The 22,937-nt window shown below is 71.0% G+C and carries 30 protein-coding genes; 15 read left to right on the top strand and 15 right to left on the bottom strand.

The annotated features are described in order from the left end of the window. Nucleotides 1-27 precede the first annotated feature (27 nt). On the bottom strand, nt 28-309 hold the full coding sequence (locus ACWEGE_RS14845) for a DUF4342 domain-containing protein (RefSeq protein WP_449660982.1): 282 nt from the start codon (nt 307-309) through the stop codon (nt 28-30). 241 nt (nt 310-550) lie between these two features. Here ACWEGE_RS14845 and ACWEGE_RS14850 point away from each other — a divergent pair, with 241 nt between their 5' ends. Beyond that, nucleotides 551-1,105, top strand: coding sequence for an N-acetyltransferase family protein (locus tag ACWEGE_RS14850; RefSeq protein WP_449660983.1), 555 nt, complete (start codon nt 551-553; stop codon nt 1,103-1,105). Here the strand turns inward: ACWEGE_RS14850 and ACWEGE_RS14855 are convergent. From ACWEGE_RS14855 to ACWEGE_RS14870, 4 genes are all read right to left on the bottom strand, one after another. Continuing rightward, the gene (locus tag ACWEGE_RS14855) at nt 1,084-2,313 is read right to left on the bottom strand and encodes a serine hydrolase domain-containing protein (RefSeq protein ID WP_449660984.1); all 1,230 of its coding nucleotides are present in this window, start codon (nt 2,311-2,313) and stop codon (nt 1,084-1,086) included. The two genes, ACWEGE_RS14850 and ACWEGE_RS14855, sit on opposite strands and share 22 nt — an antisense overlap. Nucleotides 2,314-2,410: 97 nt before the next feature. Continuing rightward, a complete protein-coding gene (locus ACWEGE_RS14860) occupies nt 2,411-3,223 on the bottom strand; it encodes a siderophore-interacting protein (protein ID WP_449660985.1) in 813 nt (270 codons plus the stop codon). A 63-nt stretch (nt 3,224-3,286) separates the two neighbouring features. Then, on the bottom strand, nt 3,287-3,619 hold the full coding sequence (locus ACWEGE_RS14865; protein WP_449660986.1) for a hypothetical protein: 333 nt from the start codon (nt 3,617-3,619) through the stop codon (nt 3,287-3,289). Continuing rightward, nucleotides 3,616-4,023 carry an SgcJ/EcaC family oxidoreductase gene (locus ACWEGE_RS14870; protein ID WP_449660987.1) on the bottom strand — a complete coding sequence of 136 codons (408 nt, stop codon included), beginning with the start codon at nt 4,021-4,023 and terminating at the stop codon, nt 3,616-3,618. Before ACWEGE_RS14870 ends, ACWEGE_RS14865 begins: the two co-directional genes overlap by 4 nt. Nucleotides 4,024-4,102: 79 nt before the next feature. Here ACWEGE_RS14870 and ACWEGE_RS14875 point away from each other — a divergent pair, with 79 nt between their 5' ends. Continuing rightward, the gene (locus tag ACWEGE_RS14875) at nt 4,103-4,807 is read left to right on the top strand and encodes a TetR/AcrR family transcriptional regulator (RefSeq protein WP_449660988.1); all 705 of its coding nucleotides are present in this window, start codon (nt 4,103-4,105) and stop codon (nt 4,805-4,807) included. Here the strand turns inward: ACWEGE_RS14875 and ACWEGE_RS14880 are convergent. The 3 genes from ACWEGE_RS14880 to ACWEGE_RS14890 are packed head-to-tail and all read right to left on the bottom strand — an operon-like array spanning nt 4,804 to nt 7,480. After that, a complete protein-coding gene (locus ACWEGE_RS14880) occupies nt 4,804-5,724 on the bottom strand; it encodes an NADP-dependent oxidoreductase (RefSeq protein ID WP_449660989.1) in 921 nt (306 codons plus the stop codon). The two genes, ACWEGE_RS14875 and ACWEGE_RS14880, sit on opposite strands and share 4 nt — an antisense overlap. A 60-nt stretch (nt 5,725-5,784) precedes the next feature. After that, a complete protein-coding gene (hemW, locus tag ACWEGE_RS14885; protein ID WP_449660990.1) occupies nt 5,785-7,017 on the bottom strand; it encodes a radical SAM family heme chaperone HemW in 1,233 nt (410 codons plus the stop codon). Between the two features lie 46 nt (nt 7,018-7,063). Next, nucleotides 7,064-7,480, bottom strand: a complete 417-nt coding sequence (locus ACWEGE_RS14890) for a VOC family protein (RefSeq protein WP_449660991.1) — start codon at nt 7,478-7,480, stop codon at nt 7,064-7,066. Nucleotides 7,481-7,652: 172 nt separating this feature from the next. Here ACWEGE_RS14890 and ACWEGE_RS14895 point away from each other — a divergent pair, with 172 nt between their 5' ends. The 10 genes from ACWEGE_RS14895 to ACWEGE_RS14940 all read left to right on the top strand — a co-directional run bounded on the left by ACWEGE_RS14895 (nt 7,653) and on the right by ACWEGE_RS14940 (nt 15,451). Then, nucleotides 7,653-7,739 carry a putative leader peptide gene (locus ACWEGE_RS14895; RefSeq protein ID WP_368660830.1) on the top strand — a complete coding sequence of 29 codons (87 nt, stop codon included), beginning with the start codon at nt 7,653-7,655 and terminating at the stop codon, nt 7,737-7,739. A 105-nt stretch (nt 7,740-7,844) separates the two neighbouring features. Continuing rightward, on the top strand, nt 7,845-9,533 hold the full coding sequence (locus ACWEGE_RS14900; RefSeq protein ID WP_449660992.1) for a nitrite/sulfite reductase: 1,689 nt from the start codon (nt 7,845-7,847) through the stop codon (nt 9,531-9,533). Continuing rightward, nucleotides 9,497-9,679 carry an Insertion element protein gene (locus ACWEGE_RS14905; protein ID WP_449660993.1) on the top strand — a complete coding sequence of 61 codons (183 nt, stop codon included), beginning with the start codon at nt 9,497-9,499 and terminating at the stop codon, nt 9,677-9,679. The genes ACWEGE_RS14900 and ACWEGE_RS14905 overlap by 37 nt, the downstream gene beginning before the upstream one ends. Continuing rightward, the gene (locus tag ACWEGE_RS14910; RefSeq protein WP_449660994.1) at nt 9,676-10,371 is read left to right on the top strand and encodes a phosphoadenylyl-sulfate reductase; all 696 of its coding nucleotides are present in this window, start codon (nt 9,676-9,678) and stop codon (nt 10,369-10,371) included. Before ACWEGE_RS14905 ends, ACWEGE_RS14910 begins: the two co-directional genes overlap by 4 nt. A gap of 15 nt (nt 10,372-10,386) precedes the next feature. Then, nucleotides 10,387-11,307 (top strand): sulfate adenylyltransferase subunit CysD, encoded by a 921-nt coding sequence (cysD, locus tag ACWEGE_RS14915; protein ID WP_449660995.1) that lies wholly within the window; start codon nt 10,387-10,389, stop codon nt 11,305-11,307. Continuing rightward, nucleotides 11,307-12,569, top strand: a complete 1,263-nt coding sequence (locus ACWEGE_RS14920) for a sulfate adenylyltransferase subunit 1 (RefSeq protein WP_449660996.1) — start codon at nt 11,307-11,309, stop codon at nt 12,567-12,569. Before cysD ends, ACWEGE_RS14920 begins: the two co-directional genes overlap by 1 nt. After that, entirely contained in the window at nt 12,566-13,303 is a 738-nt protein-coding gene (locus ACWEGE_RS14925; RefSeq protein ID WP_449660997.1) for a sirohydrochlorin chelatase, read from the top strand. Before ACWEGE_RS14920 ends, ACWEGE_RS14925 begins: the two co-directional genes overlap by 4 nt. A 162-nt stretch (nt 13,304-13,465) precedes the next feature. After that, nucleotides 13,466-14,095: a cyclase gene (locus tag ACWEGE_RS14930; protein WP_449660998.1), complete on the top strand. Its 630-nt coding sequence runs from the start codon at nt 13,466-13,468 to the stop codon at nt 14,093-14,095. A 44-nt stretch (nt 14,096-14,139) separates the two neighbouring features. Then, nucleotides 14,140-14,646: a DUF3291 domain-containing protein gene (locus ACWEGE_RS14935; protein WP_449660999.1), complete on the top strand. Its 507-nt coding sequence runs from the start codon at nt 14,140-14,142 to the stop codon at nt 14,644-14,646. 37 nt (nt 14,647-14,683) lie between these two features. Then, nucleotides 14,684-15,451 carry an enoyl-CoA hydratase family protein gene (locus ACWEGE_RS14940; protein ID WP_449661000.1) on the top strand — a complete coding sequence of 256 codons (768 nt, stop codon included), beginning with the start codon at nt 14,684-14,686 and terminating at the stop codon, nt 15,449-15,451. Between the two features lie 3 nt (nt 15,452-15,454). On the opposite strand, the gene ACWEGE_RS14945 is transcribed toward ACWEGE_RS14940, so the two are convergent. Genes ACWEGE_RS14945 through ACWEGE_RS14955 form a run of 3 tightly spaced genes read right to left on the bottom strand, consistent with a single transcriptional unit; the run spans nt 15,455 to nt 16,493 of the window. Next, on the bottom strand, nt 15,455-15,823 hold the full coding sequence (locus ACWEGE_RS14945; RefSeq protein WP_449661001.1) for a barstar family protein: 369 nt from the start codon (nt 15,821-15,823) through the stop codon (nt 15,455-15,457). Then, nucleotides 15,820-16,278, bottom strand: a complete 459-nt coding sequence (locus ACWEGE_RS14950) for a ribonuclease domain-containing protein (RefSeq protein WP_449661002.1) — start codon at nt 16,276-16,278, stop codon at nt 15,820-15,822. Before ACWEGE_RS14950 ends, ACWEGE_RS14945 begins: the two co-directional genes overlap by 4 nt. Nucleotides 16,279-16,289: 11 nt before the next feature. Continuing rightward, nucleotides 16,290-16,493: a hypothetical protein gene (locus tag ACWEGE_RS14955; RefSeq protein ID WP_449661003.1), complete on the bottom strand. Its 204-nt coding sequence runs from the start codon at nt 16,491-16,493 to the stop codon at nt 16,290-16,292. A gap of 59 nt (nt 16,494-16,552) precedes the next feature. On the opposite strand from ACWEGE_RS14955, the gene ACWEGE_RS14960 reads away from it, so the two are divergent. From ACWEGE_RS14960 to ACWEGE_RS14970, 3 genes are all read left to right on the top strand, one after another. Continuing rightward, the gene (locus ACWEGE_RS14960) at nt 16,553-17,518 is read left to right on the top strand and encodes a quinone oxidoreductase family protein (protein ID WP_449661004.1); all 966 of its coding nucleotides are present in this window, start codon (nt 16,553-16,555) and stop codon (nt 17,516-17,518) included. 148 nt (nt 17,519-17,666) lie between these two features. Next, entirely contained in the window at nt 17,667-18,707 is a 1,041-nt protein-coding gene (locus ACWEGE_RS14965) for an alpha/beta fold hydrolase (protein WP_449661005.1), read from the top strand. Nucleotides 18,708-18,797: 90 nt separating this feature from the next. Next, nucleotides 18,798-20,243 carry an amino acid permease gene (locus tag ACWEGE_RS14970; RefSeq protein WP_449661006.1) on the top strand — a complete coding sequence of 482 codons (1,446 nt, stop codon included), beginning with the start codon at nt 18,798-18,800 and terminating at the stop codon, nt 20,241-20,243. Nucleotides 20,244-20,291: 48 nt separating this feature from the next. On the opposite strand, the gene ACWEGE_RS14975 is transcribed toward ACWEGE_RS14970, so the two are convergent. From ACWEGE_RS14975 to ACWEGE_RS14990, 4 genes are all read right to left on the bottom strand, one after another. Then, entirely contained in the window at nt 20,292-20,831 is a 540-nt protein-coding gene (locus ACWEGE_RS14975; RefSeq protein ID WP_449661007.1) for a hypothetical protein, read from the bottom strand. Between the two features lie 98 nt (nt 20,832-20,929). Further along, complete coding sequence (locus tag ACWEGE_RS14980; protein WP_449661008.1) at nt 20,930-21,979, bottom strand: NAD(P)H-dependent flavin oxidoreductase; 1,050 nt, start codon at nt 21,977-21,979, stop codon at nt 20,930-20,932. 17 nt (nt 21,980-21,996) lie between these two features. Then, nucleotides 21,997-22,353, bottom strand: coding sequence for a nuclear transport factor 2 family protein (locus tag ACWEGE_RS14985; protein ID WP_449661009.1), 357 nt, complete (start codon nt 22,351-22,353; stop codon nt 21,997-21,999). 51 nt (nt 22,354-22,404) lie between these two features. Further along, nucleotides 22,405-22,914 carry a MarR family winged helix-turn-helix transcriptional regulator gene (locus tag ACWEGE_RS14990; protein ID WP_449661010.1) on the bottom strand — a complete coding sequence of 170 codons (510 nt, stop codon included), beginning with the start codon at nt 22,912-22,914 and terminating at the stop codon, nt 22,405-22,407. Nucleotides 22,915-22,937 lie beyond the last annotated feature (23 nt).

The raw sequence follows: 22,937 nt of genomic DNA on the forward strand, positions 1-22,937 counted from the left end.
AGGCGACTGCCCCACGGCGGCCGGGGGTCACTCCTCGAGTTTCTTCTCCGCCGGCGCATCCGAGCGGTCGACCTCGATGGTCCACTCCTTGGCCAGCGCGGCGATGGCCCCGATCGCGGCAACGACCGGCGCGGCGACGACAGCCACCACACCCGCCGTCACCGGAATCTCCAGCACGGTGTGCCCCTTGTCGTTCTTGATCCGGATGCGGCGCACGTTGCCCTGGCGGATGAGCTCCTTGACCCGCGCGACCAGCTCCTGGCTGCGCAGCTTCTCGGTCTTCTTCGTCTCCGGATCCTCGGCCGTCATGTTCGTCCCTCCAGCGGCTTACTCTCGTTCGACCTGTACGTCGTGAAGGTACGCCATCGCCGCTTCTGGATCACCGAGCCGGCCTTCGTGGTCGGCGGGATTCGCGGAATGGGGGCGAACCGATGCGCCACCTCGGGCGCGTGCCACGCACTGTCCAAAGTGGCCAGAACGTGCTCGGGAGGCGGGGCCCGCTCGGCGAACACCGTGACGTCGTCCTCGAACCTGCTCTAAGGTGACCAGGGTGACGAAACCCCCGCAGGGATTCGACCGCACCGTCCGCCTCCGTGATGGCCGGTGGGTGAGCGTTCACCCGCTGACCCGCCGCGACGCCCCGGAACTGGGCCACGCGATCCGCACGGCCGACCCGGTGACCTTGCGCCGGCGGTTCTGTGGCACGCCGCCCCGGGTGACGCCGGGGTTGCTGGAGCGGCTGACTTCGCTGGACTACCAGCGTCGCTTCGCCTTGGTCGCGCGGGATCCCTCGGGGTGTGGGGTGGCGATCGGTCGTTACGAAGCCACGAAGACGGCCGGGGTCGCGGAGATCGCCGTGGCCGTCATGCCGGCCTGGCGCCGGGCCGGACTCGCGTCGGCGCTTGTCCGGCTCCTGGGCGAGGCGGCCTTGTCCCGCGGCTTCGACCGCTTCACGGCCGTGTACTTCGCCGACAACAAGCCGGTGGCGGAACTCCTCGACGACGCCGGCGGGCGGCAGGTGATCGCGGAAGGGCTGGCGGAGGCCGAAGTGGTGCTGCGCAAGGCCTACCGCCGGCCCACCGGTCAGTCCACCAGCGCCTGGTAGACCAGCTGCCGCAGCTGAGGACGCAGCCGATAGGTGCTCGACGGCAGCAACTGCGTGTAGAAGCCCACCGTCAGGTCCTCGTCCGGATCCACCCAGAACGCCGTCGAAGCCGCTCCGCCCCAGGCGAACTCCCCCGCCGAGGACAACGTCCGGGCCTTCACCGGGTCCTCCAGCACCGAGAACCCGAGGCCGAAGCCGTGGCCGTCGAACGGCATCTCGGCGAACAGCGGACGGCCGAACGCCTCCAGGTCCACCCGGCCCGGGAGGTGGTTGCTCGCCATCAACGCCACCGTCCGCGGGGCCAGCAGCCGCACGTCGTCCAGGGCGCCGCCGCGCAGGAGCATCTCCGTGAACCGCCAGTAGTCCGCCGCCGAGGAGACCAGGCCGCCGCCGCCCGAAAGGCAGTCCGGGCGGCTCGTTCCGAGACGGCCGAAAGCCTCGTTGCGGACTGCGCGGCCCGTTGCCGGGTTGCGGACGTACATCGCCGCCAGGCGCTCCGGCGACGAGGCCACGAAACCCGTGTCCGTCATGCCCAGCGGCGCGAAGATCCGGGTCTCGAAGAACTCGTCCAGCGGCAGGCCGGACACCACCTCGACGAGCCGGCCGAGCACGTCGGTGGCCACCGAGTAGTTCCACTCCGTGCCCGGCTGGAACAGCAGCGGCAGCGACGCCCACTGCTCCGTGCACGCGGCGAGGTCGAGCCCCGGCGGGCTGCCCCACTCGAAACCGGCGGCGCGGTAGATCGCGTCGACCGGGTGGCCGTGGTGGAAGCCGTACGTCAGGCCCGCGGTGTGCGTCAGCAGGTGCCACACCCGGATCGGCGAGGTGGCGGGTTCGGTCGACGGCGCCAACGCCGACCCCTTGACGTACACGCGCGGCGAAGCGAACTCCGGCAGCCAGCGCGAGATCGGGTCGTCCAGCTCCAGCAGGCCCTCTTCGGCGAGCATCATCGCCGCGACGGACGTGATCGGCTTGGTCATCGAGAAGATCCGCCACAGCGTGTCCGTCTCGACCGGCAACCCGGCTTCGACGTCACGCGCCCCGCCACGGCCGATGTGGACGATCCGGCCGTGCCTGCTCACCACCGCGAGCCAGCCCGGCAACCGCCCGTCCTCGACATACCGGTTGAAATGCCCGTCGATCCGGGAAAGCCGCACCGCGTCGAAGCCGGCTTCGGCCGGGTCGACGTCCACTTCGAAATCCGCCATGCGGCGAGGCTACTGCGCCGATGAGCACCAAGCCGACCACAGTCACGGCCGCATGGCTTCGCGGCAACGGTAAGTTGCCGCGAGGGCGGCCGGCTTGCTACTTCTCCCGCGCCCGCTCGGCCGCCTTCTCCTCGCGCCACGCTTCGTCGTTCTTCCCGAGGCGCCAGTAGCCCGAAATCGACAGCAGCTCGCGCCGCACGCCGCGCTCGTCGAGCAGGTGGCGCCGCAGCTCGCGCACGAAGCCCGCCTCGCCGTGGACGAATGCCTGGACGACGCCCTCGCGCCACGGCAGCTCGCGCACCGCGGCCGCCACGTCGCCGCCCGCGGACCGGTGCAGCCACTTGATCTGCACGTCCGCCTTCGTGGCCAGCGGCTGTTCCTCGTCGGCGTTCTCGACCAGGATCACCGCGTGCGCCGGGACACCGGCGGGCAGCGCTTCGAGCGACGCCGCGATGGCGGGCAACGCGCTTTCGTCCCCGGCCAGCAGGTGCCAGTCCGCCTCGGTGTCGGGCGCGTACGCTCCGCCCGGACCCAGGAGCAGCAGCTCGTCGCCCGGCTGGGCCGAGGCCGCCCACGGGCCGGCGATGCCCTCGTCGCCGTGGTGGACGAAGTCGAGGACCAGCTCGCCCGCCTGCGGGTCGAACGCGCGGACGGTGTAGGAACGCTGCCGCGGCCAGTGTTCCCGCGGCATGGTCGCCCGGCACTCGTGGACGTCGAACGGCTCCGGGTACTCGACGCCGGGCACCTTGAACAGCACCTTCACGTAGGCGTCGGTGAACTCGTTCGGGGTGAACTGCGCGATTCCCTCACCGCCCGCGACGATCCGGATCATGTGCGGGGTCAGCCGCTCGGTCCGCAGCACCCGCAACCGCGTCGCGGGACGCCCGGACCGCTGGGGTGCTTCAGCCATCGGCCACTCCAACCATCGCTAAGGCTTACCTAAGTCAGCCTACGCGCCGAAAACGACGCGCGGCTACTCAGGTGTGCCCAGTTCCGCGAGCAACCTCCCGAACCCGGCGGCCACCTCCTTCCGGAATCCGACGAAGAACCGGTTCGCCAACGGCACACCCCACCGCCCACGCACCGCCGCGTTGACCACCCGGTGCTCGACGCGCGCCCCCACCGGATCCGCCGTGACGCGATACTCGCCGCGGTACCACCAGCCGCCCTGCACCGCGACGAACCCGCGCTCGCCGTTGACCTCCATCCGCATCGGGTGACCGCCACCCAGCTTCCGCCGCAGCCGTTCGAACACCTCCGCCGGTGGCCGCGCCACCACGCCCGACGCCTCCGCAAGCGTTTTCACCCGCGCGGATCCGAAACTCGCGTGTTCTGGAACGCCGTGATCAGCCATTCGCCTCCCTCCTGGACGAGGACGAAGGAAACGGTCGACTCGCGCCCTTCGTCGGCGACCTCCGCCCCGGTCAGCGACGACCCGCCGCCGACGACGGCCACGGCGACATCCGGCCGGACGAACCGCACCTTCGCCGCCCCGCCCAGCGACCCGGTGAGCTTCGATCCCCGCAAGGGCCCCTCGAACAAGGCCCGGTGCGAGCTCTCGATCGCCTCCCGTCCCGGGAAGTTCATCCCGAAGAACGTCACGTAATCCGCGTCTTCGGTGAAGAGCCGCCCGTACGCGGCGGCATCACCGGAGTTCCACGCGTCGGCGAGCCGGCCGAGCACGTCCCGCACTTCCGCAACCGCAGTCATCGCTACCCCCTCGAACGCCGTTCGTCTTACAAACACCGTTCTACTCTCGAACGATGTTCGCGTCAAGTACAGTGTTCGGGTGACAGTTCCCCCGCCGCCGTGGCGCAGCGCGCCGCGCCGCCGCGCCGCCAAACCCGTTCTCTCCCAGGCCTCGATCGTGCGAGCGGCCTTGATCGTCCTGGACGACGAGGGGATCGAAGCGGTCACCATGCGGCGGATCGCCCAGGAACTGGAGACCGGGCCGGCGTCGCTCTACGCGCACGTCTCGAACAAGGAAGAGCTGGCGGAGCTGATGCTCGACGCCGTGCTCAGGGACGTGCTGGTCCCCGAGCCGGACCCGGCGCGCTGGGACGAGCAGGTCAAGGACCTCGTCCGCGACCAGATCCGGGCGATGGCCGCGCACCGCGGCATCGCCCGGATCGCGTGGGACATCGCCGTGCCGGTCACGCCCAACTCGCTGAAGCAGGGCGAAGGGATGCTCGCCCTGCTCCGCGCGGGCGGGTTGACCCTCAAGCAGGCGACCTTCGCGGGCGACGCCCTCTCCCTGTACGCGAAGGCGTACGCCTACGAAGCGAGCGGCTGGACCTGGGGCGAGATCGACCAGAACCAGGCAAGCGAACGCGGCGCGCAGATGGTGGCGTACATGCGGTCACTGCCCGCCGAGGCGTTCCCCAACCTGCTTCAGGTCGGCGAGTTCTTTTCCGCGGAAACGGCGAAGGAACGCCTCGAGTTCGCGCTCGAAGCGTTCCTCGCCGGGCTGAAGGCGCTGGCGAAGAAGAACTAGGGCCGCAGCACGATCTTGCCGCGCGTGTGCCGCCGCTCCAGCTCGCGGTAGGCTTCCCGGACCTCCTCCAGTGGGTAGACGCCGGCAATCGGCAGGGTCAGCAACCCCTTGTCCAGCAGCAAGCCCAGCTCGCGCAGGACGTCGGCCGAGGCCGCGGCCGCGTTGCCGTCGGTCTTCACGTTGTACTTCTCCGCCGCCGCGAAGTCGATGATCGTGTTGATCCGCCCGGGGTGGATGCCCAGGTGGAGAGCCAGTTCGACGTACCCGGAGCCGAAGGTGTCGACGAACGCGTGCACACCGGAAGGCGCGGCGTCGCGAATCCGCGACAGCACGCCCTCGCCGTAGGCGACCGGGATGACGCCCAGCTCGCGCAGCCACTCGTGGTTCGCCTCGCTCGCCAGCCCGAGCACGGTGGCGCCGGCGAGACGCGCCAGCTGCACGACGAGCGAGCCCACTCCGCCCGCCGCCCCGGAGACGACGACGGTCTCCCCTTCACGCGGGCACACCGCGCCGACCGCGGCGTACGCGGTCGTGCCGGCGACGAACAGCGAACCGGCGACCTCCCACGGCACGCCATCCGGGCGCGGGGTGAGGTTCGCGGCCTCCGCGACGACGAACTCGGCGTGGCTCGACCGCGTGTCGGCGAACCCCATCACCTCGTCGCCGACGGCGATGTCCGAGACGCCTTCGCCGAGCGAAGCGACCACTCCCGCGAAGTCGCTGCCCTGGCCCGACGGAAAGGTCGCCGGGAACCGCGAGTGCAGGAAGCCCTGCCGGATGGCGGCCTCGCCCGGGTTGATCCCGGCGGCCCGCACCTCGACGAGCACCTGGCCCGGCCCCGGCACCGGACGCGGGACGTCCTCGACCCGCAGGACCTCCACGTCGCCGTACTCGTCGAACCTGATCGCGCGCGCCATGGGGCCTCCTCGAAAGTCGTTGCTGAATACAAGCAACGACCGGGTCCCCGGTTTTAATCCCTACCCGGCGAGGCGCCGGACCACCCCGTCGGCCAGCAGCCGGCCGCGGTCGGTGAGCACCGCACGGCCCCGGGAGTCCAAAGCGGACGGATCGAGCAGGCCCTCGGCCGCGGCCGCGCGCGCCTCGGCCAGTCCCGGCTCGTCGAGCACGTCCAGCGGCAACCCCTCGGCGACGCGCAGCTCCAGCATGATCCGCTCGAGGTGCTGGTCGTCGTCGGTGAGCACCTCGCGCCCGCCCGCGGGCGAGTCGCCCGCGGCGAGCAGCGACGCGTAGCGGGCCGGGTGCTTGACGTTCCACCAGCGCACGCCGCCGACGTGGCTGTGCGCTCCCGGACCGGCGCCCCACCAGTCGTCACCCCGCCAGTAGCCGAGGTTGTGCCGGCAGCGGGCCGCGTCCGAAGCCGCCCAGTTCGACACCTCGTACCAGCGCAGACCGGCCGAGGACAGCATCGCGTCGATCATCTCGTAGTCCGCCGCGAGCACGTCGTCGTCCGGCGCGGGCAGCTCGCCGCGGCGGACGCGGCGGGCCAGCGCGGTGCCCTCCTCGACGATCAGCGCGTACGCCGAAACGTGGTCGACTCCGGCGGCGAGCACGGCCTCGAGCGTCGCGCGCAGGTCTTCGGCGCGCTCCCCCGGCGTGCCGTAGATCACGTCGAGGTTCACGTGCTCGAACCCGGCCGCCCGCGCTTCGGCGGCGGCCTGCCCCGGACGCCCCGGGGTGTGCACGCGGTCGAGGATCTTCAGCACGTGCGGCGCGGCCGACTGCATGCCCAGCGAGACCCGGGTGTAGCCGGCTTCGCGGATTCCGGCGAAGAACTCCGGCGACGTCGACTCCGGGTTCGACTCCGTCGTCACCTCGGCCCCGGGCGCCAGCCCGAAGACGTCCCGGACGGCGTCCAGCACCGAACGCAGCCCGTCCGCGCCCAGCAGCGACGGCGTGCCGCCGCCGACGAACACGGTGTCGGCGGCCGGCGGCACGACGAGCACGCGCGCGGCGAGCTCCAGTTCGCGGCGCAGCCCTTCGAGCCAGGACTGCGGCGACGAACCGGTGTCGAGCTCACCCGCGGTGTAGGTGTTGAAGTCGCAGTACCCGCAGCGGGTGGCGCAGAACGGGACGTGCACGTACACCCCGAACGCTCTGCTGCCCAGCCCCTTCAGCGCGCTTTCCGGCAACGCCGGATCGATCGGTGTGGCGGGGTCGGGACGCAGCTTGGACACGGTCGAATTGTCCACCCGGTCACGCCCGGTCGCCTCAAGGGGCCGATCGGGTCAACGCCTGTCACGACACGGGAAGGTTGGCCGCCGCCCAGTCCGGGTCGACCGGGATCATCTCGATGACGTCGAGCAGCACGCCGTTCGGGTCGGCGACGTAGAAGTGCCGCTGCCCGTAGACCTCGTCGACGACCGGGGCGACCAGCTCGACGCCCGCCTCCTCCAGCCGCTTCGCCTCGGCACGGGCGTCTTCGACGACGAGCCCGAACATCAGCCCGGCCGTCTCCCGCGCCCGGTGGGCCGGCGGCACCGACTCGTGCCCGCGCTGCACGAAGCTGATCTCGTAGCCCGGCGCGCCGGCGTTGACGCTGGCGAACCAGTCGAGCTCGACGGTGACCGGCAGGCCGACGACGTCCGCGTAGAAGCGGGTGGTCGCGGCGACGTCGTCGACCAGGTAACCCGCCCCGAAACCCTTGACCTGCATCCCCGGTTCCTCTCTCCAAACCACTGTCTTTGAAGTACTTTACATGTAGTGGTTTGAGGTCGCAAGAGGCGCCACCACAAGGCGGTTGACACGGTTTTCGCAGGTGAGTGACCCTGCTCCCACCATTCGGGCAGGCCTGGACCACATTGTGGACGCGTGGCACGCTGACGTCGTGACTCATGCCGGTGTTCTCCTCGTGGCCCGCCGCCACGTCGACCTCCTGCGGGTCGCCAGCGCCCTCTGCGCACCCGTTCGCTGACTCCCGATCGCCACCACCTGCCACGAATTCTGGACAGCAGGCGCCGGAGCACACCGCGAGCCGGTGGGCCTCCGCCGCCACGAAAGCCTCTCGGAGGACGCCGCTATGGCCACGCCCCAAACCCCAGCCCGCCCCGCGCGGGCCAAGCAGAAGCGCGGCGAAGGGCAGTGGGCGCTCGGTTACCGGGAGCCGCTGAACCCGAACGAGCGGTCCAAGAAGGACGACCACCCGCTCAACGTGCGGGCGCGCATCGAGAACATCTACGCCCATCGCGGGTTCGACGCGATCGACCCGGGCGACCTGCGCGGCCGGTTCCGCTGGTTCGGCCTCTACACCCAGCGCAAGCCGGGGATCGACGGCGGCCGCACGGCGACGCTGGAGCCCGAAGAGCTCGACGACCGCTACTTCATGCTGCGGGTCCGGATCGACGGCGGCGCGCTGACCACCGCCCAGCTCACCGTGCTCGGCGAGATTTCGCAGGCGTACGCGCGCGACACCGCCGACATCACCGACCGGCAGAACATCCAGTACCACTGGATCCGGATCGAGGACGTGCCGACGATCTGGGCCAAGCTCGAGAACGCCGGCATGACCACGATGGAGGCCTGCGGCGACAGCCCGCGCGTCATCCTCGGCTCGCCCGTCGCGGGCATCGCCGCCGACGAGGTGATCGACGGCACCCCGGCGATCGAGGAGATCAAGCGCCGCTACATCGGCAAGCCGGAGTTCGCCAACCTGCCGCGCAAGTTCAAGACCGCGATCTCCGGCCAGCCGGACGTCGCCCACGAGATCCACGACGTCGCCTTCGTCGGCGTCGACCACCCCGAGCACGGGCCCGGCTTCGACATCTGGGTCGGCGGCGGCCTGTCGACCAACCCCATGCTCGGGCAGCGCCTCGGCGCCTGGATCCCCCGGGAGGAGGTCCCGGACGTCTGGGAAGGCGTCATCTCGATCTTCCGCGACTACGGCTACCGCAGGCTGCGTTCGCGGGCCCGGATCAAGTTCCTGGTCAAGGACTGGGGCGCGGAGAAGTTCCGGCAGGTGCTGCAGGACGAGTACCTCAAGCGCGAGCTGATCGACGGCCCGCCGCCGGCCGAGCCGGCCGTCCCGATCGACCACGTCGGCGTGCACCCGCAGGTCGACGGCAAGTTCTACGTCGGCGCGGCGCCGATCGCCGGCCGGTCGAGCGGCGGCACGCTCGTCGCCGTCGCCAAGGCCGCCGAACGGGCAGGCTCGGGTCGGGTGCGGCTCACCCCGCAGCAGAAGCTCGTCGTGCTCGACGTCCCCGAGGCCCAGGTCGCCACCCTGTCGGCCGAGCTGGCCGAGCTGGGCCTGGAGACGAAGCCGTCGCCGTGGCGGCGCGGGGTGATGGCCTGCACCGGGCTGGAGTTCTGCAAGCTCGCCATCGTCGAGACGAAGGCCCGCGCGCAGCAGCTCGTCGCGGACCTCGAGAAGTCCCTCGCCGACATCCAGGACGGCCTCGACACGCCGGTCACCGTGCACCTCAACGGCTGCCCCAACTCCTGCGCGCGGATCCAGACCGCCGACATCGGCCTCAAGGGCCAGATCGTCACCGACGCCGACGGCAACCAGGTCGAGGGCTTCCAGGTGCACCTCGGCGGCGGGCTCGGCCTCGACGCCGGGTTCGGCCGGAAGCTGCGCGGGCACAAGGTGACTTCGGGCGAGCTGACCGGGTACGTCGAGCGGGTCGTGCGCAACTACGTCGCCGGGCGCGAAGACGGTGAACGGTTCGCGCAATGGGCCGCCCGCGCCGACGAAAGTGCCCTCCAGTGACCGAACGAGCGGCGCCGTACTACTGCCCGTACTGCGGTGACGAGGACCTGCGGCCGGAAGAGAACGGCGGCTGGCTATGTTCTGCCTGTCGCCGGGTTTTCTCGGTCAAGTTCCTCGGACTTTCCCTTCCGGAGGTTTCCCGATGACCGCCACTGCCGATTACCGGACCCTCGCCGAGCGCGCTTCGAAGGAGCTCGCCGACGCCACCGCGGAAGAAGCGCTGCGCTGGACCGTCGAGACGTTCGGCGACGACTTCATCGTCGCGTCCAACATGCAGGACGCCGTGCTCATCGACCTCGCCACCAAGGTGAAGTCCGATGTGGACGTTCTGTTCCTGGAGACCGGATACCACTTCCCGGAGACGATCGGCACGCGGGACGCCGTCCAGACGGTGTACCCGGACGTGAAGATCGTGAACGCCCAGGCCGAGCAGAGCGTCGCCGAGCAGGACGCCGAACACGGCCCCAAGCTGCACGACCGCGACGCCACGCTGTGCTGCAACCTGCGCAAGGTCGTGCCGCTGCGCAAGACGCTGGCGAACTACTCGGCGTGGGTGACCGGCGTCCGCCGCGTCGACGCGCCGACCCGCGCGAACACCCCGATCGTCACCTGGGACGACCGCAACGGGCTGGTCAAGATCAACCCGATCGCGGCGTGGACCGACGAGGAGTTCAACGGCTACATCCGCGAGCACGGGATTCTCGAGAACCCGCTGGTCTCGATCGGGTTCCTGTCGATCGGCTGCGCGCCCTGCACGGCTCGCGTGGAACCGGGACAGGACCCGCGCAGCGGCCGGTGGGCGGGTCAGTCGAAGACCGAGTGCGGACTGCACGGCTGACTGAGGAAGGGACGCATGACGACCTTGGAGCCCGCAACCGATGCGGCACAGGACAACCTCGCGGCACTGGAGTCCGAGGCCATCCACATCTTCCGGGAGGTGGCGGGCGAGTTCGACCGGCCGGTGATCCTCTTCTCCGGCGGCAAGGACTCCACGCTGCTGCTGCACCTGGCGATCAAGGCGTTCTGGCCGGCGCCGGTGCCGTTCCCGCTGCTGCACGTGGACACCGGGCACAACTTCGACGAGGTGATCGAGTTCCGCGACCGCGTCGTCGAGCGGCACGGCCTGCGCCTGGTCGTCGCGAAGGTGCAGGACTGGATCGACGACGGACGCCTGGAAGAGCGCGCGGACGGGATGCGCAACCCGCTGCAGACCACGCCGCTGCTCGACACGATCGCGGAGAACAAGTTCGACGCCGTCTTCGGCGGCGGCCGCCGTGACGAGGAGCGCGCCCGGGCCAAGGAGCGGATCTTCAGCCTCCGCAACGCCTTCGGCCAGTGGGAGCCGCGCCGGCAGCGGCCCGAGCTGTGGAACCTCTACAACGGGCGGCACCGCCCCGGCGAGCAGGTCCGCGTCTTCCCGCTGTCCAACTGGACCGAGGCCGACGTCTGGAACTACATCGCCCGCGAGAAGGTCGAGCTGCCCTCGATCTACTACGCGCACCAGCGCGAGGTGTACCAGCGTGACGGGATGCTGCTGGCCGAAGGCCCGTGGGGCGGCCCGCGGCCGGGCGAGGAGGTCCGCGAGCTGACCGTCCGCTACCGGACCGTCGGCGACGGCTCGTGCACCGGCGCGATCGAATCCACCGCGGCCACCGTCGAAGAGGTCATCGCCGAGGTGTCGGCCTCGCGGCTCACCGAGCGCGGCGCGACCCGGGCCGACGACCGGATGTCCGAGGCGGCCATGGAAGACCGCAAGCGTGAGGGGTACTTCTGATGAGTTCGCTGCTGCGCCTGGCCACCGCCGGGAGCGTCGACGACGGCAAGTCCACCCTGGTCGGGCGGCTGCTGTACGACACGAAGTCGGTGCTCGCCGACCAGCTCGACGCGGTCACCCGCGCGTCCGTCGACAAGGGACTGTCCACTCCGGACTTGTCGCTGCTGGTCGACGGCCTGCGCTCGGAACGCGAGCAGGGCATCACCATCGACGTCGCCTACCGCTACTTCGCGACGCCGAAGCGGTCGTTCGTGCTGGCCGACACGCCGGGGCACGTGCAGTACACGCGCAACACGGTGACCGGCGCGTCCACCGCGCAGCTGGCGGTGCTGCTGGTCGACGCGCGCAAGGGCGTGATCGAGCAGACCCGGCGGCACGCGGCCGTGCTGGCCCTGCTCGGCGTGCCGCAGCTGGTGCTGGCGGTGAACAAGATCGACCTGGTCGGCTACGACGAGGCGACCTTCACGGTGATCGCCGAGGAGTTCGCCGAACACGCTCTTTCCCTGGGCTACGCGCGCGGTTCGGTGCTCGCGATCCCGGTGTCGGCGCTGGAGGGCGACAACGTCGCGACCCGCTCGGAGCGGACGCCGTGGTACACCGGGCCGAGCCTGCTGGAGCACCTGGAGGACGTGCCGGTCGCGCCGGACCCGCACGACTCGGCACTGCGGTTCCCCGTGCAGTACGTGATCCGCCCGCGCACGCCCGAGTACCTGGACTACCGCGGCTACGCGGGCCAGATCGCGGCGGGCACGGTCCGTCCCGGTGACGAGGTCGTCGTGCTGCCGCAGGGCATCCGCAGCCGCGTCGAGCGGATCGACACCGCGGACGGCCCGCTCGCCGAAGCCGGCGCCGGGACGTCGGTGACGCTGCTGCTCGCCGACGACATCGACATCTCCCGCGGCGACCTGATCGCCGCCGCGGACGCGCCACCGCGCGTCACCGACGAGATCACCGGCACGCTGTGCTGGCTGTCGTCCAAACCGCTGAAGCCGGGCGCGCGCGTGCTCGTCAAACACGGCACCCGCACGGTGCAGGCGCTGGTGGACGAGCTGCACGCGCGGTTCGACGAGCAGACGCTGTCCAGTGTGGACTCACCGGCGTCGCTGGAGCTCAACGACATCGGCCGGGTCACGCTGCGGCTGGCCGAGGAGCTGGGCGTCGACGACTACGGCGTCAGCCCGCGCACCGGCGCGTTCCTGGTGATCGACCCGAAGGACGGCGACACCCTCGCCGCGGGTCTGGTGGGTGAGCGCTTCTCGTGACGCCACCCCTGGTCGCCGTCGCGCACGGCAGCCGCGACCCCCGCTCGGCGGCGACCGTGCGGGCGCTCGTCGACGTCGTGCGCGACCGGGCACCGGGCGTTCCGGTGTACGAGTCCTTCCTGGACCTCTCTTCGCCCCTGGTCACCGACGTGCTGCAGGCCTTGTACGCCGACGGCCACCGGACGGCCGTGGTCGTCCCGCTGCTGCTGGGCAGCGCGTTCCACGCCCGGGTCGACCTGCCGGCGCTGATCGGCTCGGTGACGGCCTCCTGCCCGGGCTTCCGGGTCGGGGTCTCGGACGTGCTGGGCGCCGACCCGGCGCTGGAGGCGGTCGCGCTCGACCGCCTGGCGTCCGCGCCACACCGCGGCGGCACCGGGGTGATCGTCAGCGCGGTCGGCTCGTCGAACGCTTCCGCCAACACCGTGGTCGCTTCGCTGGCGTCCCGCTGGGAGAAGAAGCTGGGGGTGCCGGTGAGCGAGGCGTTCGCTTCGGCCACCCAGCCGGACATCCCGACGGCGGCGGCCTCGCTGCGGTCTCGCGGGGTGCGGCACCTCGTCGTGGCTTCGTGGTTCTTGGCACCGGGCCTGCTGCCGGACCGGATCGCCGCGCTGGCCCGCGAGGCGGACCCGAAGGCGTTCATCGCGGAGCCGCTGGCCGACGATCCGCGCGTCGCCGACGTCGTGGTCAGCCGGTACGCGTCCGCGATCAGCGGACTGCTCCGCCAGTACGCCTGAACCGCCGCGACACCGCCAGAAGGTGAGACTTATTCACATTTCTGTTACCGAGCGCGCATGGGAACGGTAAATTCTTGACGGCCTACTTAACTTGCCGGTAACAATCTGAATGGCTGCGCAGCTTTCTTCCTCCCTCGTGAAACCGCAGGTAGGTGGACACAGATGAAAGCTCTTCACTTTTCCCGGCTCGCCGCGCTGACCGCGGCCGCGGTGCTCCCGATCGCCCTCGCCGCCCCGGCGTCGGCGGCCACCAGCGTCACCTTCGACTGCCAGGCCAACGCGCCGATCGTCGGGCCGCAGAAGGTGGCGCTGAACCAGGACGCCACCGTCACCGCGCCCGCCACCGTCGCGCCCGGTGCCGCGTTCGACGTCGTCATCGATCCGGCTCCGAACACCGTTCCGGGCACCGTGAGCGGCAACAAAGTCAAGAACATCAACACCTTCGCGCTCAAGATCCCGATCCCGGCGAACTCGTCGTACGTCGGCGCCACCCTGGCCGGCGGCTCCGGCCTCGGCTCGACGCCCCCGGTCATCAGCGTCGCGAACCGCGTCGCGACCTTGAGCTTCCCCGGCCCGATCGCCGGCGGTGCGACGTTCGAACTGCCCACCGTCACCGCCCACTTGACGGCGGGCCAATCCGGCACCATCCAGACCAAGCTCGCCGGCACCAGCTACAGCGACCCCGGCCTGACGTTCAAGGCCGTGGCGAGCACGATCATCGGCGACATCACCGCGCCGACGGCGTGCTTCCCCAACCCGAGCCCGGTCTTCACCACGACGACCATCGGCTGATCGCCGGATCACCCTACGGGCGTCGAGTCCGTAGGGTGATCCTCATGGGGAACTTCGAACTCGCCCAGGTCAACATCAGCCGGATGAAGGCGCCGCTCGACGACGAGTCCTTCCGCGGCTTCGTCGACGCGCTGGAGCCGGTGAACGCGATCGCCGACCGCGCGCCGGGCTTCGTCTGGCGCCTGCAGACCGAAGACGGCGACGCGACGTCGATCCGCGCCTTCGAGTGGGACGTCCGCGGCACGTCCGGGATCCTGGTCAACATGTCCGTGTGGACGTCGGTGGAAGCGCTGGCGGGCTTCGTGTTCTCCGGCGAGCACCTGGCGATCCTCAAGCGCCGCCGCGAGTGGTTCCACCGCGTCCAGGACGTGATGACCGCGCTGTGGTGGGTGCCCGCCGGGTACCGGCCGACCACCGCCGACGCCGAAGCGAAGATCAAGCACCTGCGGGTGCACGGCCCGACTCCCGAGGCGTTCACGCTCAAGCAGCACTTCGCGCCGGCCGCCAGGGAAGCCCGTGCGGGTGAGCCCGGCTGGCTGTGCCCCGCGTAACACCGGCCACCGGCGGGGAGTGTGCAAGGGTGTCGGCATGGCTGACGAACTGGTGCACTACGACGTGGTGGGCGGCACCGCCACGATCACCCTGGACTCCCCGCACAACCGCAACGCGCTCTCGGCGCAGCTGCGCCGCGAACTCTCGGAATCGCTGACGAAGGCGGCCGCCGACGACGCCGTGCGCGTGATCGTGCTGACCCACACCGGGCCGGTGTTCTGCGCGGGGATGGACCTCAAGGAGGCCCGCGGCGCCGGCGCGGGCGACCAGGGCGTGAACGAGTTCCCCCGCATCCTCGAGCAGCTGTGGACCAGCCCGAAGCCGGTGGTCGCCCGCCTGGCCGGCCCCGCCCGCGCCGGCGGGATCGGCATGGTGGCGGCGTGCGACATCGCCGTGGCGGTGCCGGAAGCGACGTTCGCCTTCTCCGAAGTCCGCATCGGCGTGGTGCCGGCGATCATCTCCCTGACCGTCCTCCCGCGCCTGAACCCGCGCGCCGCTCACGAGCTGTTCCTGACCGGCGACACGTTCGACGCCCGCCGCGCGGTCGAAATCGGCCTGCTGAACTCGGCGACCGGCGACCTCGACGCCGAAGTGGCCCGGTTCGTGAAGTCGCTGGCGGCGGGCGGCCCGAAGGCGCTGGCCGAGACCAAGGCGCTGCTGAGCCGTCCCCGCCCGGCCACGCCGTCGGACGGCTTCGAGGAGATGCTCGGCCTGTCGGCGAAGTTCTTCGCGAGCGAGGAAGGCCAGGAGGGCATCCTGGCCTTCGCCCAGAAGCGCAAGCCGAACTGGGTGCCGCAGGACTGACGGTCAGGCGTCCGGCAGCACGACCGTGAGCCGCCACGAGCCGGCGCTGCGGCCGCTCGGGCCGAGCGCTCGCTGCGCGTCGGAGAGCACGCTGCGGATGGCCAGGTACGTCTTCGGTTCGGCCTTGCGCAACGCGTCCGAGCCCGGCCAGATCAGCACGTGCTCCCCCGGCGGCAGCCACGACAGGTCGGTCAGGCAGTCGTAGAGCGCGTCGAGGTTGTGCCCGAAGTAGTCCGGAAAGGACAGTGCTTCGGCGAAGGCCTCGAGCGTGCTGGCCTTGTCGACGGTCGGCCGCGAGTTCACCAGGTGCGGGTACGCGCCCCGGGCGAACGCCTGTTCCGCGGCGGCCTTCGCCGGCTCGTCGGCGCTCATCGGGCCGGGTCCACGACGACGAACGACGCGTAGTGGTCGCCGGTGTAGTACAGCTCGTGCGCCTGCCCGGTGATCAGCCGCCGGGCGCCGCGGTCCGGGCTGCCCGGGGTCTTCACGGTGTACTCGTGGTAGTAGCCGGATTTCTTGCCGGGCAATCTCTTCTCGCGGTTCTCGAAGACGACGTCGTCGTTGCGCGGGTAGGGGTACGGGCCGCCGGCCTCGATCAGCTTCCACGTGTCGGCGGCCTGCGGGGGTAGCGCGGAAAGCGCCTTCACCGGCAGGCCGGAGTCCGCGCCCGGCACGGCGGCGCCGCCCTTGGCCGGTGTGCTGCTGCTCGAGCTCGACGGGGTGGCCGGCGACGACGAGCCGCCGAGGTTGTCCTTGACCAGCCAGCCCCCCAGCACCAGCACGAGGAGCCCGATCAGCGCGGCGGTGATCCGCCTTCGGTTGAACATGGTGCGCGAGCCTATGCCGAGGTGTCGGAGGGGTCTTCGTCACGCCCCGGAGCCAGCCGGCGGGCGAAGAGACCGACCACCTTGTCGAGCACCCACGCGGCGGCCAGGCACAGCGGCACGACGACCACCATGACCAGCACGAACTGCACCGGGAACCAGGCCTGGGCGAGCCACAGCTCGACCCCGTCCCACCAGTCGGCAAGCCCGTTGAACACGGTGTGAGCCTACGCGCGCCCTGCTGCCACCGCGTGCCAGGGGCGGTACGTTGCAGGACATGTTCGCCGTGTACGCGCAGGAACCCAACGCCGACAGCCCGCTGGACTCGCTCGTCGTGGGCGAGCGCCCCGAACCCGAAGTGCCCGACGGCTGGGTCCGCGTGCACGTCAAGGCGGCCAGCCTGAACATGCACGACCTCTGGACGCTGCGCGGGGTCGGGATCAAGCCCGAGCAGTTCCCGATGATCCTCGGCTGCGACGGCGCCGGCACCCTCGACGACGGCTCCGAGGTCGTCATCCACTCGGTGATCAACGCGCCCGGCTGGCAGGGCGACGACACCCTCGACCCGAAGCGCACGCTGCTCACCGAAAAGCACCAGGGCAGCTTCGCCGACCAGGTCGTCGTGCCGGCCCGCAACGTCGTCCCGAAGCCCGCGGCACTCAGCTTCGCCGAAGCCGCCACCATGGGCACGGCCTGGCTGACCGCCTACCGCATGCTCTTCGTGAAGTCCGGGCTGCGGCCGGGGCAGACCATGCTCGTGCAGGGCGCCTCCGGCGGCGTCTCGACGGCGCTGGTCCAGCTCGGCCGCGCGGCCGGGTTCCGGGTCTGGGTCACCGGCCGCACCGAGGAGAAGCGAGCCCTCGCCACCAGCCTCGGCGCACACCAGGCGTTCGAACCGGGCGCGCGGCTGCCCGAGCGGGTCGACGCCGTGTTCGAGACCGTCGGCAAGGCGACCTGGTCACACTCGGTCAAATCCCTCAAGCCGGGCGGGATCATCGTGGTCTCGGGCTCGACCAGCGGCCCGGACGCGCACGCGGAGCTGCAGCGCGTCTTCTTCCTCCAGCTGCGCGTCGCCGGCTCGACCATGGGGACCCGCGACGAGCTCGCGGACCTGCTCGCCTACCTCGACCTGACCGGCGTCCGGCCGCAGATCGGCGCGGAACTTTCATTTTCCGAGGCACCCAAGGGGTTCCGGGCGATGCTCGACGGGGACACCGCCGGCAAGATCGTCTTCACCCGGTAGACCGTCGTTGAGCTGGGCGGATCCCCGGATCCGCCCAGCGGGTGAACCATTCCGACATCTGGTGATTTTTCGACGTATTCAGTTCGAGACCTGGTCGTTAGCACCGAAATTCCACCAAAACCCAAGCCCGGCCAGGTAATCTGTGGTCATGACCGCGACGAAGCGGCCCGCGCCGGCGACCCCGGGCGCCCGGCCCAGTGACGAGGACCCGATCCGGGTCTCCTTCCGGCGCTACGCCGGCGTCCGCACCCGCGTGCTCGAGGTCGGCGACCTCGCCCCCGAGCCGGAGGCTCCCCGTCGTTCCCTGCGTCGCCGGGCCGCCGCACCGCACACCCGGCCCAGCGCCCCGCGCCTGGTGCTCCTGCACGGCTACTGCGACAGCGCCGACACCTGGCGCCCCGCCCTGGAGCAGCTCGCGGCCGCCGGGATCCCGGCGGTTGCGGTCGATCTGCCCGGGTTCGGTGACGCCCAGCCGTTGCGGCCCGGCCCGATGCTGCCGCAGCTCGACGCGTTCACCACCGCCGTCGTCCGCGAGCAGGCCGTGCTCGGCTCGGTCGTGCTGGCCGGGAACTCCCTCGGCGGCACCATGAGCCTGCGCGCGGCGCAAAACAGCCGCCTGCCGATCTCGGGCGTCGTCTCGATCGCCGCGCCGGGCTTCGTGGATTCGTGGCTGATCCGCACCGTGGCGCGCTACCCGTTGCCGCTGCGGCTGTACTCGTCCCTGCCCCTCCCGGTGCCGGGGTTCCTCGTGCGCACGGTCGCCGAGCAGCTCGTCCCGCGGCTGCTGTACGCCGACGCGGGCGCGGCCGACGCGACCCACGTACAGCGCTTCACCGCGCTCTTCCCGGACTACCGCGCGACGAAGAGCCGCCTCGAGCAGGCCCGCCAGCTCGTCGCGGAGCTCGCCGACGCTTACCGCCTCGACTCGGTCCAGGTCCCGCTGCTGGTCGTGGCCTGCGGCAAGGACAAGCTGGTCACCGCGGCGTCCGGGCGGCAGCTGCACACGCTGGTGCCGCACAGCAGGCTGCTGGTCCGCGAGGACTGGGGGCACTGCCCGCAGCTCGACGACCCGGTGGAGGTCGCGGAGCTGCTCACCTACTTCGCGGCGAGCGCGGTCCGGACCACCCAGGCCAAGCGGGCCGCGGCGACGGCGCCGAAGGCCGTGAGCGAGGACACCGCGGCGGGCTGAGCGGCTCACGCTGTCTTCACGCGCGGATGGCGGTAGGTTCCGGCGAGGGTCCGTGATCCGGGCCCTCCACCGACCGTTCGGGAGACGACGATGTCCGCTCCAGAAGGCCTGGGCTCGAGCTCCGGCATCTTCCGGCGCAAGCCGATCGACCAGATCCAGGACACGGCCGAAAGCGGCGGCCTGCAACGCACCCTGGGGCTGTGGCAGCTGACCGCCATCGGCGTCGGCGGCATCATCGGTGCCGGGATCTTCGCCCTCGCCGGCAGTGTCGCGCACGGCGACGACGCGGCGGGCATCCCCGGCGTCGGCCCGGCCGTGCTGATCTCCTTCCTCATCGCCGGGGTCGCCAGCGCGGCGGCGGCGTTCTCCTACGCCGAGTTCGCCGGCCTGATCCCGAAGGCCGGTTCGGCCTACACCTACGGCTACGCGGTGCTCGGCGAGGTCGTCGGCTGGTTCATCGGCTGGGACCTGCTGCTGGAGTACACCGCGATCGTGTCGGTGGTGGCGATCGGCATCTCCGGCTACTTCAACTTCCTGCTCGGCCAGCTCGGCCTGGACCTGCCCGCGTGGATGCTCGGCGCGCCCGGCACCGGGCCCGGCCACAAGGTCGACCTGTTCGCCGCGCTGCTGTGCCTGCTGATCGCGTACCTGCTCAACCGCGGCATCCGCAGCGCCGCCCGGTTCGAGACCGCGATGGTCGGGATCAAGGTCCTGATCGTGCTGGTGGTCATCCTGGTCGGCTTCTTCTACGTCAAGACCGGCAACTACACGCCGTTCGCGCCCGCGGGCTTCGGCGGCGCGGTGACCGGCGCCGCGACGGTGTTCTTCGCCGTCTTCGGCTACGACGCGATGTCGACGGCCGCCGAAGAATCGAAGGACGCGCAGCGGCACATGCCGAAGGCGATCCTGTACTCGCTGGCCATCTCGATGGTGCTGTACGTACTGGCCTGCCTGGTGCTCACCGGCATGCAGAAGTACACCGAGATCGACCCGAAGAGCGGGTTCTCGACGGCGTTCAAGTCGGTCGGCCTCGACGGGCTGGCCACGGTGATCGCGATCGGCGCGATCGTCGGCATCCTCACCGTGCTGTTCACGTTCCTGATGGGCGCGACCCGCGTCGGCTACTCGATGAGCCGCGACGGCCTGCTGCCGCCGTGGCTGGGCAAGACCCACCCGACGCGGCAGGTGCCGAGCCGGATGACGTGGATCCTCGGCGGCGCGTCCGCGGTCATCGCCGGGGTGCTGCCCATCGGCGAGGCGGCCGAGCTGACGAACATCGGCATCCTGCTCGCGTTCGTCGTCGTCTGCGTCGCGGTGATCGTGCTGCGCTACAAGCAGCCGGACCTGCCGCGGACGTTCAAGACGCCGGGCATGCCGGTGGTGCCCGCGATCGGCGTCGTGTTCTCGATCTGGCTGATCACGTTCCTGCAGCCGGCGACCTGGCTGCGGTTCGCCGTCTGGTTCGTCCTCGGCCTGGTCGTCTACTTCACCTACAGCCGACGGCACTCGGTGCTGAACCGCGGCCGGTCCGACTGAGCGGCGGGCGTGGGGCGGCCGTCACCGCCCCACGCCGCACCGGCGCGGCTACTCCGAGAACGTCCAGGTCGAGCCGCCCGCCAGCCGGCCGAGACCGCCCGGCTGGGTGCAGGCGTCCAGGACACCGGGGGTGAAGACCGACGTCTGCGTGACGTGGGCCCCGGTCAGCTCGCCCGCGGTGACGGTGCCGGTGGTGACGAGGGCGAACACGTCGCCGTGGCGGACCGGCTTGCTGGTCCACTCCCAGGTGCTCGAGCGCGTGGCCGAGCCGTTCCAGAAGAACGTCTGGACGCCCGCGCCCTCCTGGAGCATGGCCGTGCAGGACGTCTGCACGGTGCCGCTGTACTCCGTGACGAACGAGCGCAGGCCGGGGTTCGTCTTGCTCACGCAGCGCTCGGCGCGTTCGACGCCGTCCACGTCGACCGTCTGGTCGGCGTTCGTCAAGCCCGGCGTGAAGTCGACGCGGACGGCGCCGCCGCACGCCACCCGCACCGGCGCCGCCTCGGCCGGCGCCGCGGCCAGCCCGCTGACCAGCACTGCCGACGCCACGACCGCGGAAAACTTCGCTAACCCTGTCAGGACGGCCACGTCCCTCACCCCTCAGTCGGATGTAGTGGATGAACGCCGAAATCCTCTCGGCACACCACCTCCGGCGCACCTTCCAAACGGCCCAAATCCGGCAGCGGTCAGCGGATCCGGTCGAGGCGCGCGGCGGCTTCGCGCGCCTCGACCTTCAGCCGCTCGATGATCACGGCGGCCGAGGCGTCGTAGGCCAGCGGGTAGGTCTGGCCCGCCCACAGCGAAATCGCTTCCGGGTCGCCGGCCTTCGCCGAGGCCTTGCGGACCGGGCCCGCCAGGTGGTTGAGCTGCGGATACGCGGCCGGTGCCCCCTCGGACAGCGCGTCCATGAACTTGTTGACCAGGCCGCGTGCCGGGCGGCCGCTGAAGGCGCGGGTGAAGGCTGTCTCGCGTTCGGCGAGGGCGAGGGCTTTACGGTGCGCCTCGGACGTGCCGGCCTCGTCCGCGCGCAGGAAAACGGTGCCCAGCTGAGCGGCCGCGGCCCCGGCGGCGAGCACGGCCGCGACGTCGGCACCGTGCACGAGCCCGCCCGCGGCGATCAGCGGCAGGTCGACCCGGGCGGCGACGAGCCTCAGCAGCGCGAGGACGCCGTATTCGGCGCCGCCGCCGGGCCGGCGCGGGTCGTCGGTGAACAGGCCGCGGTGCCCGCCGGCTTCGAAGCCCTGCAGGACGAGCGCGTCGGCGCCGAGGGCGGCGGCCCGGTCGGCGGACTCGGGCGTGGTCACGGTGACGACGACCTTGCTCCCGGCCTCCTTCAGGCGCACGACCTCCGACGGCGAGGGCGGGCCGAAGGTGAACGACACGACGGGGACGCGCTTCTCGAGCACGACGTCGAGCTTCGCGGGGTAGGCGTCGTCGTCCCACTTCGGTTCGCCGAGCTCGACGTCGTACTCGCGGGCGAACTCTTCGAGCCGCTCGCGGTGCGCGCCGATGTCGGCGCCGGTGTCGGGTTGCGGGACGAAGAGGTTGACGCCGAACGGATGCCCGGTGAGCTCGGCGGTCCGGTCGATCTGCGCGGCCAGCGCCGCGGGCGTGAGCATCCCGGCGGAGAGGAAGCCGAACCCGCCGGCCTCGGACACCGCGGCGACCAGCTCCGGGGTGGTGGGACCGCCCGCCATCGGCGCGGCGACGACCGGGAACGTCAGCTCGTCGAACATGCCACCGAGCGTAGTACTCAGGCGGGCAGCAGCATCGTGTAGAGCTTCCTGATCAGCCCGTTCTCGACGAGCGCGACGTCGATCCCCCGCACGACCGGCGGCTCGCCCGCCGGGCCGAGCCGCCACGCGAGGTGGCCGAGGTCGTGGTTGACCAGCACCGGGCCGTCGGCCGCGAACACGAAGCCTGGGGACTGCTCCAGCAGGCCCTTCGCCTTGGCGTTCAGCTGCTCGTGGCCGGTCGTGACCCCGTCCGGGTCGGCGAACTCGACGTCGGCCGCGTAGGTCTCGGCGATCGCCTTCGCCCGCCGTTCGTCGTCGCGCTCGTTGAACACCTTGAGCAGGTTGGCTTCCATCAGCTCGGCCACCGTCACCATTCGCGTCCTCCTCGGGTCCGCGCCCATATTACGTGACATGTCACGTAACTGTCAGGGATGGTCGTTCGGCCGGGGCAGGCTGCCGCGCTCGACGAGCGAGTCGTAGACGTGGTCCAGCAGTGTCGTCAGCTGCGCCTTCTCTTCCGGGCCGAGGGCGTCCAGGAACGCTTCCCGCACGAAGCCCACGTGGTCCGGCGCCGCCTGCCGCAGCGTCTCCCAGCCCGTTTCCGACAGCACGACCTCGGTCACGCGGCGGTCGCCGGCCGCGGTTCCCGTTTCGACCAGCTCGCGCCCCCGCATCCGCTTCAGGTGGTGCGACAGCCTGCTGCGCTCCCAGCCGATGCGGATGGCGAGGTCGGTGACCCGCATCCGACCGCCGGGCTCGCTCGTCAGGGCGACCAGCACGTGGTAGTCGGCGAGCGAGATCCCGCTGTCGGCGCGCAGCTGCCGGTTCAGCTCGTACTCCAGCCGGAGGTGCACCTTCATGTAGGCGTACCAGGCGGCCGTCTCGGCGCTCGAAAGCAGCGCGAACGGCGACCCCGGCACGAAGTCCGCTGCCATGCGGCGAGCTTAACCACCCAAAC

It is taken from the genome of Amycolatopsis sp. NPDC004747 (assembly GCF_053601335.1).

Excerpts from the sequence above, each read along its gene's own strand:
- ACWEGE_RS14845 (WP_449660982.1), bottom strand. The coding sequence starts at position 309 with ATGACGGCCGAGGATCCGGAGACGAAGAAGACCGAGAAGCTGCGCAGC.
- ACWEGE_RS14855 (WP_449660984.1), bottom strand. The coding sequence starts at position 2,313 with ATGGCGGATTTCGAAGTGGACGTCGACCCGGCCGAAGCCGGCTTCGAC.
- ACWEGE_RS14860 (WP_449660985.1), bottom strand. The coding sequence starts at position 3,223 with ATGGCTGAAGCACCCCAGCGGTCCGGGCGTCCCGCGACGCGGTTGCGG.
- ACWEGE_RS14870 (WP_449660987.1), bottom strand. The coding sequence starts at position 4,023 with ATGACTGCGGTTGCGGAAGTGCGGGACGTGCTCGGCCGGCTCGCCGAC.
- ACWEGE_RS14880 (WP_449660989.1), bottom strand. The coding sequence starts at position 5,724 with ATGGCGCGCGCGATCAGGTTCGACGAGTACGGCGACGTGGAGGTCCTG.
- ACWEGE_RS14890 (WP_449660991.1), bottom strand. The coding sequence starts at position 7,480 with ATGCAGGTCAAGGGTTTCGGGGCGGGTTACCTGGTCGACGACGTCGCC.
- ACWEGE_RS14900 (WP_449660992.1), top strand. The coding sequence starts at position 7,845 with ATGGCCACGCCCCAAACCCCAGCCCGCCCCGCGCGGGCCAAGCAGAAG.
- ACWEGE_RS14905 (WP_449660993.1), top strand. The coding sequence starts at position 9,497 with ATGGGCCGCCCGCGCCGACGAAAGTGCCCTCCAGTGACCGAACGAGCG.
- ACWEGE_RS14910 (WP_449660994.1), top strand. The coding sequence starts at position 9,676 with ATGACCGCCACTGCCGATTACCGGACCCTCGCCGAGCGCGCTTCGAAG.
- cysD (WP_449660995.1), top strand. The coding sequence starts at position 10,387 with ATGACGACCTTGGAGCCCGCAACCGATGCGGCACAGGACAACCTCGCG.
- ACWEGE_RS14920 (WP_449660996.1), top strand. The coding sequence starts at position 11,307 with ATGAGTTCGCTGCTGCGCCTGGCCACCGCCGGGAGCGTCGACGACGGC.
- ACWEGE_RS14930 (WP_449660998.1), top strand. The coding sequence starts at position 13,466 with ATGAAAGCTCTTCACTTTTCCCGGCTCGCCGCGCTGACCGCGGCCGCG.
- ACWEGE_RS14935 (WP_449660999.1), top strand. The coding sequence starts at position 14,140 with ATGGGGAACTTCGAACTCGCCCAGGTCAACATCAGCCGGATGAAGGCG.
- ACWEGE_RS14940 (WP_449661000.1), top strand. The coding sequence starts at position 14,684 with ATGGCTGACGAACTGGTGCACTACGACGTGGTGGGCGGCACCGCCACG.
- ACWEGE_RS14945 (WP_449661001.1), bottom strand. The coding sequence starts at position 15,823 with ATGAGCGCCGACGAGCCGGCGAAGGCCGCCGCGGAACAGGCGTTCGCC.
- ACWEGE_RS14950 (WP_449661002.1), bottom strand. The coding sequence starts at position 16,278 with ATGTTCAACCGAAGGCGGATCACCGCCGCGCTGATCGGGCTCCTCGTG.
- ACWEGE_RS14960 (WP_449661004.1), top strand. The coding sequence starts at position 16,553 with ATGTTCGCCGTGTACGCGCAGGAACCCAACGCCGACAGCCCGCTGGAC.
- ACWEGE_RS14965 (WP_449661005.1), top strand. The coding sequence starts at position 17,667 with ATGACCGCGACGAAGCGGCCCGCGCCGGCGACCCCGGGCGCCCGGCCC.
- ACWEGE_RS14970 (WP_449661006.1), top strand. The coding sequence starts at position 18,798 with ATGTCCGCTCCAGAAGGCCTGGGCTCGAGCTCCGGCATCTTCCGGCGC.
- ACWEGE_RS14980 (WP_449661008.1), bottom strand. The coding sequence starts at position 21,979 with ATGTTCGACGAGCTGACGTTCCCGGTCGTCGCCGCGCCGATGGCGGGC.
- ACWEGE_RS14985 (WP_449661009.1), bottom strand. The coding sequence starts at position 22,353 with ATGGTGACGGTGGCCGAGCTGATGGAAGCCAACCTGCTCAAGGTGTTC.
- ACWEGE_RS14990 (WP_449661010.1), bottom strand. The coding sequence starts at position 22,914 with ATGGCAGCGGACTTCGTGCCGGGGTCGCCGTTCGCGCTGCTTTCGAGC.